This is a genomic window from Microbacterium excoecariae (assembly GCF_011326725.1).
In the GTDB taxonomy this organism is placed as follows: Bacteria; Actinomycetota; Actinomycetes; order Actinomycetales; family Microbacteriaceae; genus Microbacterium; species Microbacterium excoecariae.
The window spans coordinates 933,105-950,040 of sequence record NZ_JAANCO010000001.1; the positions used below are offsets into that span (position 1 = coordinate 933,105).

The 16,936-nt window shown below is 72.5% G+C and carries 16 protein-coding genes; 14 read left to right on the top strand and 2 right to left on the bottom strand.

Features of this window, described 5'->3' with window-relative positions; translation table 11 throughout:
- Positions 1 to 75 precede the first annotated feature (75 nt).
- From lysA to G8E01_RS04185, 7 genes are all read left to right on the top strand, one after another.
- Entirely contained in the window at positions 76 to 1,512 is a 1,437-nt protein-coding gene (gene lysA, locus G8E01_RS04155) for a diaminopimelate decarboxylase (protein ID WP_166316267.1), read from the top strand.
- Positions 1,509 to 2,825 carry a homoserine dehydrogenase gene (locus tag G8E01_RS04160; RefSeq protein ID WP_166316270.1) on the top strand — a complete coding sequence of 439 codons (1,317 nt, stop codon included), beginning with the start codon at positions 1,509 to 1,511 and terminating at the stop codon, positions 2,823 to 2,825. Before lysA ends, G8E01_RS04160 begins: the two co-directional genes overlap by 4 nt.
- A 2-nt stretch (positions 2,826 to 2,827) precedes the next feature.
- A complete protein-coding gene (gene thrB, locus G8E01_RS04165) occupies positions 2,828 to 3,781 on the top strand; it encodes a homoserine kinase (RefSeq protein WP_166316273.1) in 954 nt (317 codons plus the stop codon).
- Between the two features lie 13 nt (positions 3,782 to 3,794).
- Positions 3,795 to 5,198: a threonine synthase gene (thrC, locus tag G8E01_RS04170; RefSeq protein WP_166316276.1), complete on the top strand. Its 1,404-nt coding sequence runs from the start codon at positions 3,795 to 3,797 to the stop codon at positions 5,196 to 5,198.
- A gap of 218 nt (positions 5,199 to 5,416) precedes the next feature.
- Positions 5,417 to 7,693: a transcription termination factor Rho gene (gene rho / locus G8E01_RS04175; protein WP_338100738.1), complete on the top strand. Its 2,277-nt coding sequence runs from the start codon at positions 5,417 to 5,419 to the stop codon at positions 7,691 to 7,693.
- 10 nt (positions 7,694 to 7,703) lie between these two features.
- Entirely contained in the window at positions 7,704 to 8,783 is a 1,080-nt protein-coding gene (gene prfA, locus G8E01_RS04180) for a peptide chain release factor 1 (RefSeq protein ID WP_166316279.1), read from the top strand.
- 28 nt (positions 8,784 to 8,811) lie between these two features.
- Positions 8,812 to 10,251, top strand: a complete 1,440-nt coding sequence (locus G8E01_RS04185; protein ID WP_166316282.1) for an amidase — start codon at positions 8,812 to 8,814, stop codon at positions 10,249 to 10,251.
- Here G8E01_RS04185 and epsC read toward each other — a convergent pair.
- Together epsC and cysK are read right to left on the bottom strand one after the other, a co-directional pair.
- Complete coding sequence (gene epsC, locus G8E01_RS04190; RefSeq protein ID WP_166316285.1) at positions 10,248 to 10,811, bottom strand: serine O-acetyltransferase EpsC; 564 nt, start codon at positions 10,809 to 10,811, stop codon at positions 10,248 to 10,250. The two genes, G8E01_RS04185 and epsC, sit on opposite strands and share 4 nt — an antisense overlap.
- Before the next feature lie 26 nt (positions 10,812 to 10,837).
- The gene (gene cysK / locus G8E01_RS04195) at positions 10,838 to 11,776 is read right to left on the bottom strand and encodes a cysteine synthase A (RefSeq protein WP_166316288.1); all 939 of its coding nucleotides are present in this window, start codon (positions 11,774 to 11,776) and stop codon (positions 10,838 to 10,840) included.
- Positions 11,777 to 11,913: 137 nt separating this feature from the next.
- On the opposite strand from cysK, the gene prmC reads away from it, so the two are divergent.
- The 7 genes from prmC (at position 11,914) to atpE (ending at position 16,918) form a co-directional block, all read left to right on the top strand.
- Positions 11,914 to 12,825: a peptide chain release factor N(5)-glutamine methyltransferase gene (gene prmC / locus G8E01_RS04200; RefSeq protein WP_166316291.1), complete on the top strand. Its 912-nt coding sequence runs from the start codon at positions 11,914 to 11,916 to the stop codon at positions 12,823 to 12,825.
- A gap of 13 nt (positions 12,826 to 12,838) precedes the next feature.
- Positions 12,839 to 13,540, top strand: coding sequence for an L-threonylcarbamoyladenylate synthase (locus G8E01_RS04205; RefSeq protein WP_205827378.1), 702 nt, complete (start codon positions 12,839 to 12,841; stop codon positions 13,538 to 13,540).
- Positions 13,537 to 14,700, top strand: a complete 1,164-nt coding sequence (locus tag G8E01_RS04210; RefSeq protein ID WP_166316297.1) for an MraY family glycosyltransferase — start codon at positions 13,537 to 13,539, stop codon at positions 14,698 to 14,700. The genes G8E01_RS04205 and G8E01_RS04210 overlap by 4 nt, the downstream gene beginning before the upstream one ends.
- A 3-nt stretch (positions 14,701 to 14,703) precedes the next feature.
- On the top strand, positions 14,704 to 15,156 hold the full coding sequence (locus G8E01_RS04215) for a hypothetical protein (protein ID WP_166316300.1): 453 nt from the start codon (positions 14,704 to 14,706) through the stop codon (positions 15,154 to 15,156).
- Positions 15,157 to 15,211: 55 nt separating this feature from the next.
- Positions 15,212 to 15,673, top strand: a complete 462-nt coding sequence (locus G8E01_RS04220) for a Cg1360 family ATP-synthase-associated protein (RefSeq protein WP_166316303.1) — start codon at positions 15,212 to 15,214, stop codon at positions 15,671 to 15,673.
- A 191-nt stretch (positions 15,674 to 15,864) separates the two neighbouring features.
- The gene (gene atpB, locus G8E01_RS04225; RefSeq protein ID WP_166316306.1) at positions 15,865 to 16,641 is read left to right on the top strand and encodes a F0F1 ATP synthase subunit A; all 777 of its coding nucleotides are present in this window, start codon (positions 15,865 to 15,867) and stop codon (positions 16,639 to 16,641) included.
- A gap of 43 nt (positions 16,642 to 16,684) precedes the next feature.
- Positions 16,685 to 16,918, top strand: a complete 234-nt coding sequence (gene atpE / locus G8E01_RS04230; protein WP_166316309.1) for an ATP synthase F0 subunit C — start codon at positions 16,685 to 16,687, stop codon at positions 16,916 to 16,918.
- Positions 16,919 to 16,936 lie beyond the last annotated feature (18 nt).

The following is a 16,936-nucleotide window of genomic DNA, read 5'->3' on the forward strand; positions in this document are numbered from 1 at the left end:
TAGACTCGGGGCATCGGCGGCGCCCTCGCGCCTCCGAGGCTCCACGTCATGAACCCGTAAAGGTCCGCCTCCCCGATGGTCACCTCGCCCGTTCCCGCCCACCCGCTCGCGCCCGCCTGGCTCGCCGTTCCCACCGACGCGAACGACCTGGCCGAGGGCGTCTGGCCCGCCGGCGCGCGGCGCGAGGCGGACGGCGAGATGACCTTCGCCGGGATCCGCGTCACCGCGCTCGCGGCGCGCTGGGGCACGCCCGTCGTCCTCATCGACGAGGACGAGGTGCGCGCCCGGGCCGCGCGGATCCGCGCCGCGTTCCAGGCGGCCGCCGCGCGTCACGGCGGCGCGGCCCGCGTGTACTACGCCGGCAAGGCGTTCCTGTCGGCGGAGATCGCCCGATGGGTGCGCGCCGAGGGCCTCGGCGTCGACGTCTGCTCGCGCGGCGAGCTCGAGACCGCGCTCGCCGCGGGCGTGCCCGCCGGCGAGATCGGCTTCCACGGCAACAACAAGAGTGCCTCCGAGCTCGAGCGCGCGGTCGAGGTGGGCGTCGGCACGATCATCGTCGACTCCCCGCTGGAGATCGAGCGCCTCGCCGCCATCACGGAGCGGCTCGGCCGGCCGCAGCGCGTGCTCGTACGCGTGCGCAGCGGCGTCCACGCCGACACCCACGCCTTCCTCGCCACCGCGCACGAGGACCAGAAGTTCGGCTTCTCGCTCGAGGAGGCGGAGGGCGCCGTGGCGCGGATCCGAGAGCTGGCGCACGTCGAGTTCTCGGGCCTGCACTGCCACATCGGCTCGCAGATCTTCGGCGTCGACGGCTTCCGGGAGTCCGCCGCGCGCGTGCTGGAGCTGCACGAGCGCCTCGCCGCGTCGGGGCCCGTGCCCGTGCTCAACCTCGGCGGCGGGTTCGGCATCGCGTACACCCGGGCCGACGACCCCGCGCCCATCGAGGAGCTCGCCGACGGCATCGTCGACGCCGTGGCCGCCGAGTGCCAGGCGCGCGGCATCGCGCTGCCGACGCTGTCGTTCGAGCCGGGGCGCTCGGTGGTCGGCCCCGCGGGCATGACCCTGTACGAGGTCGGCACGACCAAGCCGGTCCAGGTCGCCGCGGGCGAGTCGTCGGCCACCCGCCTGTACGTCGCCGTGGACGGCGGCATGAGCGACAACCCGCGCACGGCGCTCTACGGCGCCCAGTACTCCGCGCGCATCGCCTCGCGCGCCGGCGACGGCGATCCGGCGCTCGCGCGGGTCGTCGGGATGCACTGCGAATCGGGCGACATCGTCGTCGACCACGAGTTCCTGCCGTCCGACGTCGCGCCGGGCGACCTCGTGGCGGTCCCGGCCACCGGCGCCTACTCGGCGGCCATGTCCAGCAACTACAACCACGTCCCGCGCCCGCCCGTCGTGGCGGTGCGCGGCGGCGAGGCGCGCGTCATCGTGCGCGGCGAGACGATCGACGATCTGCTCGCCCGCGACGCGGGCCTGGCCGCCCCCGCCCCGACCAAGGGAGAGAAATGATCGATCACCGCACCCTGCGCGTCGCGCTGCTTGGCGCCGGTTCCGTGGGATCCCAGGTCGCGCGCCTGTTGATCGAGCGCGCCGACGAGCTGGAGGAGCGCACGGGCGCGCGCCTCGAGCTCGCGGGCATCGCCGTGCGCGACGTGGACGCCCCGCGCGACGTCGCCCTCCCGCGGGAGCTGTTCACGACTGAGGCGCACGAGCTGATCGTGGGCAGCGACATCGTCATCGAGCTCATGGGGGGCATCGAGCCCGCGCGCACGCTCATCCTCGACGCGCTGCGCTCGGGGGCGGACGTCGTGACGGGGAACAAGGCCCTGCTCGCGACGCACGGCGCCGAGATCTTCGACGTGGCCGACCAGGTGGGCGCATCCGTCTCGTACGAGGCCGCCGTCGCCGCGGCGATCCCGATCATCCGTCCGCTCAAGGACTCGCTCGCGGGCGACCGCGTCGACCGCATCTTCGGGATCGTCAACGGGACGACGAACTACATCCTGGACCGCATGGACAAGGAGGGCGCCGCCTTCGACGCGGTCCTCACCGACGCCCAGCGGCTCGGCTACGCGGAGGCCGACCCGACCGCCGACGTCGAGGGGCACGACGCCGCGCAGAAGGCCGCGATCCTCGCGAGCCTCGCGTTCCACACGAACGTGCCGCTCGAGGCCGTGCACTGCGAGGGCATCACCGGCGTCGACGCCGACATGATCGAGAACGCGCGCGGCGCGGGCTTCGTCATCAAGCTGCTCGCCACCTGCGAGCGCCTCCCCGCCGAGGGCGACGAGCCCGAGGCGATCTCGGTCCGCGTGTACCCGGCGCTCGTCAGCCGCGAGCACCCGCTCGCGAGCGTGCACGGCGGCAACAACGCGGTCTACGTCGAGGCGGAGGCCGCCGGGCCGCTGATGTTCTACGGCGCCGGCGCCGGCGGCGTCCAGACGGCGTCCGCGATCCTCGGCGATGTCGTTTCCGCCGCGCGCCGCCACATCGCGGGCGGCGTCGGCGTGGGCGAGTCGGCGCGCGGCGACCAGCCGGTCGCGCCGATCGGGCGCATCACGACCCGCTACCAGATCACGCTTGAGGTCACCGACGAGCACGGCGTGCTCCAGACCGTCGCGGGCCTGCTCGCGGAGGGCGGCGTCTCGGTCGCGACGATCGAGCAGACGCTGTCGCACGACGCGGACGGCGCCTCGCGCGCCCGCCTCGTCATCGGCACCCACCGCGCGCGCGAGCAGGCGCTCAGCGACGCGGTCGCGCGGCTCGACGCGTCCGACGTCGTCGAGCGCGTCGTCAGCGTGCTGCGCGTCGAGGGCGACTGACGATGACCACCGCACCGCGCACGGTGCACGTGCGCGTCCCGGCCACGAGCGCGAACCTGGGCCCGGGATTCGACACCCTGGGGCTCGCGCTCAGCGTGTACGACGAGCTTGAGGTGACGGCGCTCGCCCCGGGTCAGCTCGAGATCGAGGTGTCGGGATCCGGTGCCGAGGAGATCCCGCGCGACGAGTCTCACCTCATCGCTCGGACCATCCGCTACTGCTACGAGTCGGTCGGCGTGCCGGCGCCCGGCCTGCGGATCCTCGCCCGCAACGGCATTCCGCACGGCAAGGGGATGGGTTCCTCTGGGGCCGCGGTCGCCGCGGGCGTCCTCGCCGCGCGGGGTCTCCTCGCGGGGCGCGCGGAGCTGAACGACACGGACCTGCTGCGGCTCGCGACCGAGCTCGAGGGGCACCCCGACAACGTCGCCCCCGCGCTGTTCGGCGGGCTCACGATCGCGTGGACCGAGAACGGCGCCCCGCAGCACAAGAAGCTCCTCGTCCACCGCGGCGTCGCGCCCGTCGTGTTCGTCCCCGACCGCACGATGTCGACGTCCACGGCCCGCAGCGTCCTCGGCCCCGAGGTCTCGCGCGAGGACGCGGTGTTCAACGTCTCGCGCTCGGCCCTGCTGATCGCGGCGCTCACGCAGAGCCCCGACCTGCTGCTCTCGGCGACCGAGGACCGGCTGCACCAGGAGTCGCGGTCCGTCGCGATGCCCGAGACGTTCGCCCTCGTGGGCGCGCTGCGCGAGCGCGGCTTCGCCGCCGTCGTGTCGGGCGCGGGCCCCAGCGTCCTCGTGCTTGCCGACGGCCCGGGCGGGCGCCTCGAGGCGGCCGAGGTCGCGCGCGCGGCGACAGACGGATCCTGGACCGCCCTGATGCTCGCCGTCGACTTCCTCGGCGGCACCGTGCGCGACCAGATCGACGCAAGAATGGAGCCTGTCGGTGACGGATCGTGACGTGAGGACCCCCATGCAGTACATCTCTACCCGTGGCGGCGGCGAGCCGATGACGTTCTCCGAGGCGCTGATCGAGGGTCTCGCGCGCGACGGCGGCCTCGCCGTGCCCGCCGAGATGCCCGAGGTCTCGCCCGAGACGCTCGAGTCGTGGCGGGCCCTCTCCTACGCCGAGCTCGCGGCCGAGGTCATCGGCCTGTTCGCGACCGACATCCCGCGCGCCGACCTTCAGCGCATGACGCGCGACGCGTACGCCGGCTTCCCGGACGAGGTCGTGCCGCTCACGCCGCTCGACGGCGGGCTGACCCTCGTCGGCCTGTCCGAGGGACCCACCCTCGCGTTCAAGGACATGGCGATGCAGTTCCTCGGCCAGGTGCTCGAGTACCAGCTGGAGCGGAGCGGATCCGTTCTCAACATCCTGGGCGCGACATCGGGCGACACGGGATCCGCCGCCGAGCACGCCCTGCGGGGCAAGGACCGCGTCTCGGTGTTCATGCTGTCGCCGAAGGGGCGCATGAGCGCGTTCCAGCGCGCGCAGATGTTCTCCCTCGACGACGAAAACATCCACAACATCGCCGTCGAGGGCGTCTTCGACGATTGCCAGAACCTCGTCAAGCGCCTCGCGGGCGACGTCGTGTTCAAGCAGGAGAACCACCTCGGCGCGGTGAATTCGATCAACCTCGCGCGCATCACGGCGCAGGTCGTCTACTACGTCTGGGCGTGGCTGCGCGCGACCGACGAGTCCGGCCCGCGGGCCGTGTCCGTGACGGTGCCGTCGGGCAACTTCGGCAACATCCTCTCGGGCTTCTACGCCGCGCGCCTCGGCGTTCCGCTCGCGCGGCTCGTGCTCGCCACGAACGAGAACAACGTCCTCGACGAGTTCTTCACGACGGGCGTGTACCGCCCCCGCGCGGCCGCCGAGACGCTCGCGACCTCGAGCCCGTCGATGGACATCTCCAAGGCGTCGAACCTCGAGCGCTTCATCTTCGAGCTGTTCGGGCGCGACCCGGAGCGGGTCGTGGCGGCCTGGGCGCAGCTGGACGAGGACGGATCCTTCGACATCGGATCCGATCTGCCGCGGCTCTCAGGGGAGTTCGGTTTCGCGAGCGGGACCTCGACGCACGCCGACCGGCTCGCGACGATCCGCCAGGTGCACGACGCGGTCGGCGAGATCATCGACCCCCACACGGCCGACGGCGTGAAGGTCGCGCGCGAGCACGTCGAGGACGGCGTGCCGATGCTCGTGCTCGAGACGGCCAAGCCGCAGAAGTTCGCGGAGACGATCCGCGAGGCGCTCGGGATCGAGCTGGAGTACGGGCCGGAGGTGCGCGAGATGCTCGACGCCCCGCAGCACGTGACCACGCTCCCTGACGACGCGGAGGTGCTGGCCGCCTTCATTCGCGACCGCGCGCTCGGCTGACCGGCCGGGTGATACAGTGAGGGCACAGCGGAGGGTGCCTCGTCGCACACACTCTTTCACCTCCGTCGCAACTCTGCGAAGCCCCGCACGGATCCCCGACGGTCCCTCGTGAGCGTTCTGCCCGCGAAGAGCAACCGGGTGGTCACCGCGCCGTGTCTCGGCGCGGATCCGTTTCCCTGTGCGGATCGGCTCTGACATCCCTAACGCAAGGAGCACTCGTGGCATCCACCACCGAGAACGGCGGCGACGCCGCCGCACAGCAGCACCAGGACGACATCGCGCAGGCGATCCGGGCCGCCGAGGAGGCGACCTCGCCGAAGCGCGCGCCGCGTAAGCGCGCGCCGCGCCGCGCCACGACGGCGTCCGCCGCCGCGGCGCAGGAGGCCGCGGCCGCCGACGCCGGCACGGCCGAGTCTGCCGCCGACCAGCCCGCCGCCGCGCCCGCCGCGGAGCAGCCCGCCGCGGAGGAGGCGCCCGCCGCCGCCCCGCGCAAGCGCGCGCCGCGCCGCACCAAGGCGCAGATCGAGGCCGACAAGGCCGCTGCCGCGGCCGCCGAGGCCGCAGCGGCTGGCGAGGCCCCCGCGGCCGACGCCGCCGAGGGCGAGCCCGCGGCGGAGAAGCCGGCGGCGAAGAAGCCGGCTCGCAGCCGCGCGAAGAAGGCCCCGGCGAAGGCCGAGGAGCCGGCCGAGGACGCGCCGCAGGCGGACGCCGCCGCGGCGACCGACGCGCCCGCGGAGCCGGCCGCCGAGGAGAAGCCGGCGGCGAAGAAGCCCTCCCGCAGCCGCGCGAAGAAGGCGCCCGCGGCCGCCGAGACGGCCGAGGCAGCCACCCCGGCCGCCGAGGCAACGTCCGAAAAGACGTCGGCCGAGGACACGGCCCCCGCCGCCGAGAAGGCGCCGGCCGCCGAGGCCGCGCCGGCCGCGGAGAAGGAGTCCGCCGGTGAGGTGGCCCCGACCGTCAAGCCCGCGCAGGAGCTCGGCGACGCCGAGGCGCCCGCCGGGACCGAGAAGGCCGACGCCGAGGGCCCCGCCGAGGGATCCGAGGGCGCGGACGACGAGCAGGAGGGCTCGGGCCGGAGCCGCCGCAGCCGCTCGCGCAACCGCCGCAAGAAGTCGGGCCAGGACGGCGACGGCGAGGACGCCGCGGGGGAGTCGCGCCAGAACGGCTCGCGCCAGAACGGCCAGAACGGCCAGAACGGCTCGCGCCAGAACGGTCAGAACGGCTCGCGCCAGAACGCCGACCAGAACGCCGACGCCCGCGGGCGGGGCAAGCGCGGCCGCGGCCGCGGCGGCCAGGACGAGTTCGAGCCGGAGATCCACGAGGACGACGTCCTCATCCCGATCGCGGGCATCCTCGACGTGCTCGACAACTACGCCTTCGTGCGCACGACGGGCTACCTCCCGGGTCAGCAGGACGTGTACGTCTCGCTCGGCCAGGTGAAGAAGTACAACCTCCGCAAGGGCGACGCGGTCGTCGGCGCGATCAAGCAGCCGCGCGAGGGCGAGCAGGGCGGGCGCCAGAAGTACAACGCGCTCGTCAAGGTCGACTCGGTCAACGGCCTCTCGGTCGACGACGCCGCGGGCCGCGTGGAGTTCTCGAGCCTCACGCCGCTGTACCCGCAGGAGCGCCTCCGCCTCGAGACCGCGCCGGAGAAGCTTACGCAGCGGATCATCGACCTCGTCGCGCCGATCGGCAAGGGTCAGCGCGGCCTCATCGTCGCGCCGCCCAAGGCGGGCAAGACGATCGTCCTGCAGCAGATCGCGAACGCGATCGCGCAGAACAACCCGGAGGCGCACCTCATGGTCGTCCTCGTGGACGAGCGCCCCGAAGAGGTCACCGACATGCAGCGCTCGGTGAAGGGCGAGGTCATCGCCTCGACCTTCGACCGTCCCGCCGAGGACCACACGACGGTCGCCGAGCTCGCGATCGAGCGGGCCAAGCGCCTCGTCGAGCTGGGCCGCGACGTCGTCGTGCTGCTCGACTCGATCACGCGCCTCGGCCGTGCCTACAACGTCTCCGCGCCCACCTCGGGCCGCGTGCTCTCGGGCGGCGTGGACGCGTCGGCCCTGTACCCGCCGAAGAAGTTCTTCGGCGCGGCGCGCAACATCGAGAACGGCGGATCCCTCACGATCCTCGCGACGGCGCTCGTCGAGACCGGCTCGAAGATGGACGACGTGATCTTCGAGGAGTTCAAGGGCACGGGCAACTCCGAGCTGCGCCTGTCGCGCCAGCTCGCGGACAAGCGGATCTTCCCGGCCGTGGACGTCAACGCGTCCTCGACGCGCCGCGAGGAGATGCTGCTCAGCTCCGACGAGGTGCAGATCACGTGGAAGCTGCGCCGCGCGCTCGCCGGCATGGACCAGCAGCACGCGCTCGGCGTGATCCTCGAGAAGCTCAAGGAGACCGGCTCCAACGTCGAGTTCCTCGTGCAGATGCAGAAGAGCATGCCGACGGGCGGGGGTCGCGGCTCCGGCCACGACAACGAGATCCGCTGATCGGCCGCACGTGTTCGAATCCGTTCAGTCGCTGATCGACGAGCACCGCCGGGTCCAGGAGGAACTCTCCGACCCGGCGGTGCACGCCGACGCCGCGCGCGCCCGCCGCGTCAACCGCCGCTACGCCGAGCTCTCGAAGATCGTCGCCGCCCACGAGCAGTGGGTGTCGGCGGGGGAGGACCTCGCGGCCGCCCGCGAGCTCGCGCGGGAGGACGAGGCGTTCCAGGACGAGGTCCCGGCGCTCGAGGAGCAGCTCGCCCAGGCGCAGGAGCGCCTGCGTCGGCTGCTCGTCCCGCGCGACCCCGACGACGCGCGCGACGTGATCATGGAGATCAAGGCGGGCGAGGGCGGTGCGGAGAGCGCGCTGTTCGCCGCCGATCTGCTTCGCATGTACTCGCAGTACGCGACCGCGCGCGGCTGGAAGACCGAGATCATCGAGTCGGACGCCTCGGACCTCGGCGGCTACAAGAACGTGCAGGTGGCGTTCAAGGGGTCCTCGAACGACCCCGCGCAGGGGGTGTGGGCGCACCTCAAGTTCGAGGGCGGCGTCCACCGCGTCCAGCGCGTGCCCGCCACCGAGTCGCAGGGGCGGATCCACACCTCGACGACGGGCGTGCTCGTGTTCCCCGAGGTGGACGAGCCGGGCGAGCTGGAGATCAACCAGAACGACCTGAAGATCGACGTGTATCGCTCGTCGGGCCCCGGCGGGCAGTCGGTCAATACGACCGACTCGGCCGTGCGCATCACGCACGTCCCCTCGGGGATCGTCGTGTCGATGCAGAACGAGAAGTCCCAGCTCCAGAACCGCGAGGCGGCCATGCGCGTGCTCCGGGCGCGCCTCCTGGCCAAGCAGCAGGAGGAGCTCGCGGCGGTGGCTGCCGACGCGCGCAAGAGCCAGATCCGGGGAATGGACCGTTCGGAGCGGATCCGCACCTATAACTTCCCCGAGAACCGGATCGCGGATCACCGGACGGGCTTCAAGGCCTACAACCTCGACGCCGTCATGGACGGCGCGCTCGAGGCCGTGATCACGAGCTGCATCGAGGCCGACGAGGCCGAGCGCCTCGCCGCCGTGGGCGACCAGGCCTGAGCGGCCCGGCGCGCGGCAGACTGGGGGCATGGTGCTTCCGGAACGCCCCCTCGCCGAGCTGATCGCGGCCCTCGCCGCGGGGGAGGCCACGCCGACCTCGGCGGTCAGCGCCGCCCTCGCGCGCGCCGAGGAGGGCGCCGCACTCGGCGCGTTCGTGCGCGTTATGGGCGACCGCGCGCTCGAGCGCGCGCGGGCGCTCGAGCGCGGCGCGCCGGCCGGTCCGCTCTGGGGAGTCCCGCTCGCGGACAAGGACCTCACGGCGCGCGCGGGCGTGGAAACGGGGTACGGCTCCCGGGCGTTCGCCGGTCACGTGCCGGAGGTCTCGGATCCGCTCGCGGCGGCCCTCGACGCGGCGGGCGCCGTGAGCATCGGGAAGACGAACACGCCGGAGTTCGGGCTGACGGGATACACCGAGTCGGCCGTCGCGCCGCCCGCGCGGAACCCGTGGGATCCGGTGACGGGCGCCGGCGGGTCGAGCGGGGGCGCGGCCGTGGCCGTCGCGACCGGCATGCTGCCCGCGGCGCCGGCCTCCGACGGCGGCGGGTCCATCCGCATCCCCGCGGCGACCGTGGGCGTCGTCGGGCTCAAACCCTCGCGGGGCCGGCTCCCGTTCGCAAACGGGCTCGAGACGCCGGGCGGCCTCTCGACGGCGGGCGCGATCGCGAGGAGCGCCGAGGACGCGGCGATCCTCCTCGACGCGCTCGTCGCCGCCGGGCCCCACCACTTCGCGACGCGACCGCCCGGGGACGGGCCGTTCGCGCCCGCGGCGCGCCAGGATCCGCCGCGCTCGCGGATCGGCGTCACGCTCGCGACGCCGTGGGACGGCTGGACCTCGACCGATCTCCACCCCGCCGCGCGCGGGGCGTTCGACCGGGCGATCCGGATCCTCGGCGGCGCCGGCCACGACGTCGTCGACGCGGCGTGGCGGCCCGAGGGCTACCCCGAGATGTTCCTCACGCTGTGGCGCGCGTCGGCGGCGCGGATCCCGATTGCGGATGGCGACCTCGACGCGCTCGCGGAGCCCCTCACGGCGTGGCTGGTCCGGGAGGGGCGCGCCCTCGGCGCCGCGGAGATCCTCGCGGCGCAGCAGCGCCAGGCGGCGTTCGAGCGGCGCACGATCGCGGACTTCGCCGGGTTCGACGCGGTGCTCACGCCCGCTCTCGCCCTGCCGCCGCGGCCCGTCGGCTGGTACGCGGGCGTGACCCCGGAGGAGAACTTCGCCCGCCAGTGCAGCTACGCGCCGCACACGAGCTTCGTGAACGTCGCGGGGCTCCCCGCGATCACGGTGCCGGTCGGCGGCGAGGGCCGGCCGTGGAGCGTGCAGCTCGTCGGGCGCCCGGGCAGCGAGAAGCGCATCCTCCAGCTCGCGCGGCAGCTGGAAGACGCCCGCGGCCCCCTCCCATATCCACAATTCTCCGACAAGTCCGCCCGGAATCCGGGCGGACTTGTCGGAGAATTGTGGACTTAGATCTGGTACTCGGGGGCGCTGAGGAGGTCGCGGGTGCGCTCGTGGGGCCCGCGGGCGCGGACCTTCGCCGGCACGCCCAGCAGGACGCTGTCGGGCGGCGCGTCGCGCGTGACGACGGCGTTCGCGCCGACGGCGCTGCGCGCGCCGATCACGACCGGACCGAGCACCTTCGCCCCTGCGCCGACGACGACCCCGTCCTCGAGCGTGGGGTGGCGCTTGCCCTTCTCGAGCGAGCGGCCGCCGAGCGTGACGCCGTGGTACAGCATGACGTCGTCCCCGACCTCGGCGGTCTCGCCGACGACGACGCCCATCCCATGGTCGATGAAGAAGCGGCGCCCGATCGTGGCGCCCGGGTGGATCTCGATGCCCGTCAGCCAGCGCACGAGCTGGGACAGCGCCCGCGCCGGGAAGCGCAGGCCGCGCCGCCAGAGCGCGCTCGCGACGCGGTGGGCCCAGATGGCGTGCAGGCCGGGATACAGAAGCGCGACTTCGACGAAGCCGCGCGCGGCCGGATCCCGGCGGCGCGCGGCTTCGAGGTCCTCGCGGAGGTGCAGTGCCATAGAAGAGGTGCGAGTCCTGTCAGGGGTCAGTCGTCCTGCAGGTGCTCCCAGAGGAACGTGGAGATGTAGCGCTCGCCCGTGTCGCAGATCACGGTGACGATGTTCTTGCCCGCGTTCTCGGGGCGGCGGGCCAGTTCGAGCGCGGCCCACACGTTGGCGCCCGCCGAGATGCCGCCGAGGATGCCCTCCTTCGAGGCGAGGTCGCGGGCGGTCTCGACCGCCTTGTCGAGCGGCGCCTGGATGACCTCGTCGATGACGTCGCGGTCGAGGATGGCCGGGACGAAGTTCGCCCCGATGCCCTGGATCTTGTGGGGGCCGGCCGTGCCCTCGCTAAGCAGCGGCGAGTCGGTCGGCTCGACGGCGACGATCTGCACGCCGGGGACCTTCTCCTTGAGGACCTGGCCGACGCCCGTGATCGTGCCGCCCGTGCCGACGCCCGCGACGAAGATGTCGACGGCGCCGTCCGTGTCGGCGAGGATCTCCTCGGCCGTCGTCGTGCGGTGGATCTGCACGTTGGCGTCGTTCTCAAACTGGCGGGCGAGGACCGCGCCGGGCGTTTCGGCCACGATGCGCTTGGCCTCCTCGACGGCCCCGTTCATGCCCTTGGCGGGCTCCGTGAGCACGAGCTCGGCGCCGAGGGCGCGCAGCAGCACGCGGCGCTCCTTCGACATGGAGGCGGGCATCGTGAGGATGACCTTGTAGCCGCGCGCGGCGCCCACGAGCGCGAGCGCGATACCCGTGTTGCCCGAGGTGCCCTCGACGATCGTGCCGCCGGCGGGGAGCTCGCCGGACGCCTCGGCGGCGTCGACGATGGCGACCCCCAGGCGGTCCTTGACGCTCGAACCGGGGTTGAAGAACTCGAGCTTGCCGAGGACGTTCGCGCCGACGCCCTCGGTCACGCGGTTGAGCCGCACGAGCGGCGTGCCGCCGAACGTGCTCGTGATGTCGGAGTGGATCGCGGACATGGTGTGCCTTCCTCGGGGTTCGGGTGAGGGATCCGGGCGAACCGGCGGACCTGTCGTCAGCCTAGGGGGGATCGCGGGGCAGCGGGCCGGTCTGTGACGGAGGATTTCATCGGGGGAGGGGCAATAGGCTCGCGGGTGTGACCGACACCCCCGATCGCGTGCCCCTGCGCGAGGCCCTCCGCGGCGCCGCCGACGTCCTTGCCCGCGCCGGCGTCCCGGATCCCGTCGTCGACGCCGAGATGCTGGTGGCGTGGGTGCTCGGGCCCGAGACGTCGCGCGGATCCGTTCAGGCCGCGGCGATCCGCGGGGACGCCCTGGACGCCGCCGCGCACGCGCGCCTCGTGGACCTCGTCCGCCGGCGGGCGGCGCGCGAGCCGCTGCAGCACATCACGGGGTTCGCGCCGTTTCGTCACCTCATGCTGCGGGTCGGTCCGGGCGTCTTCGTCCCGCGGCCCGAGACCGAGCTCCTGGCCGAGATCGCGATCGGGGCGCTGCGCGCCGCCGCGGAGCCCGAGCCGATCGCGATCGACCTCGGCACCGGCAGCGGTGCCATCGCGCTCGCCATGGCCACCGAGGTGCCGCACGCGCGCGTCGTCGCGGTCGAGCGCTCCGACGAGGCGATCGTGTGGACCCGCCGGAACGTCGACGCGCTCGCCCCGCGCGTCGACCTGCGCCACGGCGACCTCGCGGACGCCGGCGCCGACCTCGCCGGTCGCGTCGCCGTCGTGGCCTCGAACCCGCCGTACGTGCCGGACGACGCCATCCCGCGCGACGAGGAGGTGCGGCGCTACGATCCTGCGGCCGCGCTCTACGGCGGCGCGGACGGCCTCGATGTCGTGCGCGTGATCAGCCGCGTGGGTCGACGGCTCGCGCGGCCCGGCGGATCCCTCGTCCTCGAGCACGGCGAGTGGCAGGGCGAGGCGATCCGCGGAATCCTGGCGGGCGACGGGTGGGACGCCGCCGCGACGCACCGCGATCTGACGGGTCGAGACCGCGTGACGACGGCTCTTCGACCCGCGGAGACGGGATCCGCGGGCGGGCGAACGTAGAATCGAGTCCGTGATGTCCCCCGTCTTCGACTGCCGCAACCGCGACGAGATGCTCCCCGGGATGCGCCAGGCGCGCCAGGCGATCGCCCGCGGACAGGTCGTCGTCCTGCCGACCGACACGGTGTACGGCGTCGCGGCCGACGCCTTCAACCCGGCGGCCGTGCAGCGCCTCCTCGACGCCAAGGGGCGCACGAGGCAGCAGCCGCCTCCCGTCCTCGTCGGGTCGGTCGACGCCCTCGCTGCGCTCGTGGAGTCGGTCCCGGCAGAGGTAACGGCGCTCGTCGAGGCCTTCTGGCCGGGCGGCCTCACGATCGTGCTGCCCGCCCAACCCTCGCTCACGTGGGACCTCGGCGAGACGCACGGTACGGTCGCCGTGCGCCAGCCCGATCACGCCCTGGCGCTCGAGCTCCTCGCGGAGACCGGGCCGCTGGCCGTGTCCAGCGCGAACCTCACGGGCCAGGACGCCGCGGTCGACGTCGACTCGGCGCGGGGGATGCTCGGCGACTCCGCCGCCGTCTACCTCGACGACGGGCCCGTCTCGACGGGCGTCGCGTCGACGATCGTCGACGCGACGTCGCTTCTGCCGGGCCGCGGGGAGCGCGCCGTGCGCGTCCTCCGCGAGGGCGCGGTCTCGCGCGAGCGCCTGCGCGAGGTGCTGGGCGATCTGCTCGAGGCGGATCCGGATCCGCACCAGGGCGAGGACGCCGGCGAGTGAGGCTCTACCTCCTCACGATCCTTTTGACCGCCGCGGTCACCTTCGTCCTGTCCGTCGTCGTGTGGCGCATCGCGCTGCGCTACCGGCTGCACCCGCCCGTCCGCGAGCGCGACGTGCACACGCGCCCGACGCCCCGCCTCGGCGGCGTCGCGATGTTCCTCGGTATCGTCGTGGCCTTCCTCGTCTCGCGCACCGTCGACTACTTCGACATCTTCTGGGTCGAGCCGCGCGTGGTCTGGTCGATCCTGGCCGCGACCTTCCTCATCGCGCTCGTCGGCGTGGCCGACGACCTCTGGGACCTCGACTGGATGCTCAAGCTCGGCGCCCAGTTCCTCGCCGCGGGCATCGTCGCCATCGGCGGCGGGGTCCAGATCTACGCGCTCCCCGTGGGCGGCATCGCCGTGTGGTCGGGCTGGGTCAGCATTCTGCTCACGATGTTCTCGATCGTCGTCGTCATGAACGCCGTGAACTTCATCGACGGCCTCGACGGCCTCGTCGCGGGCGTCTGCCTCATCGCGAACGGCGTCTTCTTCGTCTACTCGTACATCCTCGTGCGCGACGCGGGGGCGACGAGCTACGCGAACCTCGGGACGTTCATCGCGGCCGTCGTCGTCGGCGCGTGCCTGGGCTTCCTTCCCATCAACTGGAACCCCGCGAAGATGTTCATGGGCGACACGGGCGCGCTCGTGCTCGGTCTGCTCATGGCGACCAGTGGGATCGCGATCACGGGCCAGCTGCCGCCCGCCGCCCTGGATCCGGACATGACCGGCCGATCCCAGATCCTCGGGACGCTCCTGCCGATCCTCCTCCCGCTTATCGTCGTGCTCCTGCCGCTGCTCGATTTCGGCCTGGCCGTCGTGCGCCGCATGAGCCGCGGCAAGTCGCCGTTCTCCCCCGACCGCGAGCACCTCCACCACCGCATGCTCGACATGGGGCACTCGGACCGCGACGCGGTGCTGATCTTCTACGCCTGGACGGCGATCGTCTCGCTGACCGTCCTCCTGATGTATCTCTTCACGGGCGCCAACTGGTTCGGCGGGCACTGGTTCGGCGAGTACTGGTTCGCCGTTGCGTTCGGCGTGATCGGCATCGCCGCGTGCCTCGTGCTGGCGTTCGTGCCCTCGCGGCGCGCCGCGCGCGCGCCCGAGAAGGCGGGCTGACGCGTGGCGCCCTCGCTGCGGGGAACGCCCAACGGTGGCGTCTGGGTGATCGGCGCGTGCGCGATCGTCGCGTCGGGGGTCGTCGGCGCCGTCGTCTCGGGTGCCCTGGCCGGCCCCGCCGGCGCGTGGAGCGCGCTCGCCGGGGCGGGAGCCGCCGCCGTGTTCCCGGCGACCACGACCCTCGCGCTCGTCCTCTCGGGGCGCGCGCGGGGGACGGGACGCTTCCCCGCCGCGCTGTTCGGCGCGTGCCTTGCCGCGGTCGTGGCTAAGGCGCTGCTGTTCGCCGCGATCCTCGCGGTCGTCGTGGGCCTGTTCCCCGTCGTGCCGCAGGCGTTCTTCTGGCCCCTCGTGGCCGTCGCGGTGGCGAGCCTCGCGGTGGACGTCGCGATCGCCGGCAGGCTCCGGGTCCCGGTGCGCGTCAGGGCATCCACAGGCGGGCACGGGATACGCTCCTAGGAGCGCAGGGCACGACCCGCCCCGCCGCTCCACGACACCCGCCCAGGAGACCGCGATGGCCCCCTCGCCCGTATCCAGCAACCCGATCATGCGATCGGTCCTCGTGTGGAGCGCGATCGCGTGCGCCGTGATCCTCGTCGGCGCGGCCGGGATCGGGTTCGCCGTGGCGGGATCCGCCGGGCTGCTCAGCGGGCTGGCGGGCGCCGTCATCGGGTTCGCGTTCCCCGCGCTGTCGGCCGCGAGCATCCTGTTCGCCAACCGCTACTTCGGCTCGCCGAACTACCCCGTCATCTTCTTCGGCGTCTTTATGGGTGTCTTCCTCCTGAAGCTCGTCGTCCTCATCGTCGCGCTCAACGTGCTGTTCGGGATGGGCTGGGTCGTCCCCGGCGTCCTGTACGGCGCGCTCGTCGCCGCCGCCGTCGCCTCGCTCGTCGCCGACGTCATCGTCATCGCCAAGATGCGGATCCCCGCCGCGAGCGACGTGTCCTTACCGGGCGACGAGGACGATCGCGCGTAGCGACTTCTACACGCTGTCAAAACACGCCGACCATCTTTGGTAGGCTGTCCTTGGTCCTGCGGATACGACCGGCACATTGAGGCGCCGGGATCGCAGCGAACGCCCTCTCACCACCACATACCCACGCAGTCCCCCGGGTCTGCGCGAGAAGCTGGAGCCATGCGTTGACTCAGGCGAGCACGATCGCACCGATGGCCGACGAGGTCGAGTTCCACCCGCCCTCGATCGGGGAGTTCTTCCCCGAGGCGATCCTTTTTGAGGGGACTCCCTTCGAGTTCACGCGGATCAACCTGGCGCAGGTCATCGCGACCGCTGTCCTGGTGATCATCCTCGTGTTCGGCACGCGCAAGATGCGCGTCGTCCCGGGCCGCGGCCAGCAACTGCTCGAGTTGCTCTTCGGGTTCGTGCGCGAGAGCGTGGTTTTCCAGGTCCTCGGTCGCAAGGATGGCAAGCGTTTCGTCCCGCTGCTCACGGCGATGTTCCTCGGCATCCTTTTCATGAACATCACGGGCGTGATCCCGGGAATGAACATCGCCGGTACGAGCGTCATCGGCGTCCCCCTCCTGTTCGCCGTCATCGCGTACGTGACCTTCATCTACGCCGGCATCCGCCGACACGGCTTCGGCCGGTTCATGAAGAACTCGCTGGTCCCTGGCGGGGTCCCGGGCTATCTCGTCCCGATCATCTCGGTGATCGAGTTCATCTCGACCTTCGTGTTCCGCCCGGTCTCGCTCACGCTGCGACTCCTGCTGAACTTGATGGTCGGGCACCTCATGCTCGTGCTGTTCTTCGCGGCGACGCACTTCTTCCTCCTCAGCTTCAACTGGCTGACGCCGCTCTCGGTGGGTTCGCTCGCCCTCGGCTTCGCCTTCACCCTGTTCGAAATTTTCGTCGCCTTCCTCCAGGCGTACGTTTTCACGATCCTCACCGCGGTCTACATCCAGCTCGCGGTTGCGGAAGAGCACTGACGATCAGCCGCCCGGCTGTTCGCCCTACGAAAGGAAATAACCAGTGGACGCTACGACGGTTCTCGCCGAGATCACCGGCAACATCGCGACCATCGGCTACGGCCTCGCGGCCATCGGTCCGGCCATCGGCCTCGGCATCGTCGTCGGCAAGACGATCGAGTCGACGGCGCGTCAGCCGGAGCTCGCCGGCCGCCTGCAGACCCTGATGTTCATCGGTGTGGCATTCATCGAGATCCTCGCCTTCATCGGCATCGCCACGCCGTTCATCTTCGGCTAATCCCTTCCCGCGACCCAC

What these genes read in the sequence shown, in the direction of transcription:
- lysA (WP_166316267.1), top strand. Translation starts at nt 76, where the DNA reads ATGGTCACCTCGCCCGTTCCCGCCCACCCGCTCGCGCCCGCCTGGCTC.
- G8E01_RS04160 (WP_166316270.1), top strand. Translation starts at nt 1,509, where the DNA reads ATGATCGATCACCGCACCCTGCGCGTCGCGCTGCTTGGCGCCGGTTCC.
- thrB (WP_166316273.1), top strand. Translation starts at nt 2,828, where the DNA reads ATGACCACCGCACCGCGCACGGTGCACGTGCGCGTCCCGGCCACGAGC.
- thrC (WP_166316276.1), top strand. Translation starts at nt 3,795, where the DNA reads ATGCAGTACATCTCTACCCGTGGCGGCGGCGAGCCGATGACGTTCTCC.
- G8E01_RS04185 (WP_166316282.1), top strand. Translation starts at nt 8,812, where the DNA reads ATGGTGCTTCCGGAACGCCCCCTCGCCGAGCTGATCGCGGCCCTCGCC.
- epsC (WP_166316285.1), bottom strand. Translation starts at nt 10,811, where the DNA reads ATGGCACTGCACCTCCGCGAGGACCTCGAAGCCGCGCGCCGCCGGGAT.
- cysK (WP_166316288.1), bottom strand. Translation starts at nt 11,776, where the DNA reads ATGTCCGCGATCCACTCCGACATCACGAGCACGTTCGGCGGCACGCCG.
- G8E01_RS04205 (WP_205827378.1), top strand. Translation starts at nt 12,839, where the DNA reads ATGTCCCCCGTCTTCGACTGCCGCAACCGCGACGAGATGCTCCCCGGG.
- G8E01_RS04220 (WP_166316303.1), top strand. Translation starts at nt 15,212, where the DNA reads ATGGCCCCCTCGCCCGTATCCAGCAACCCGATCATGCGATCGGTCCTC.
- atpB (WP_166316306.1), top strand. Translation starts at nt 15,865, where the DNA reads ATGGCCGACGAGGTCGAGTTCCACCCGCCCTCGATCGGGGAGTTCTTC.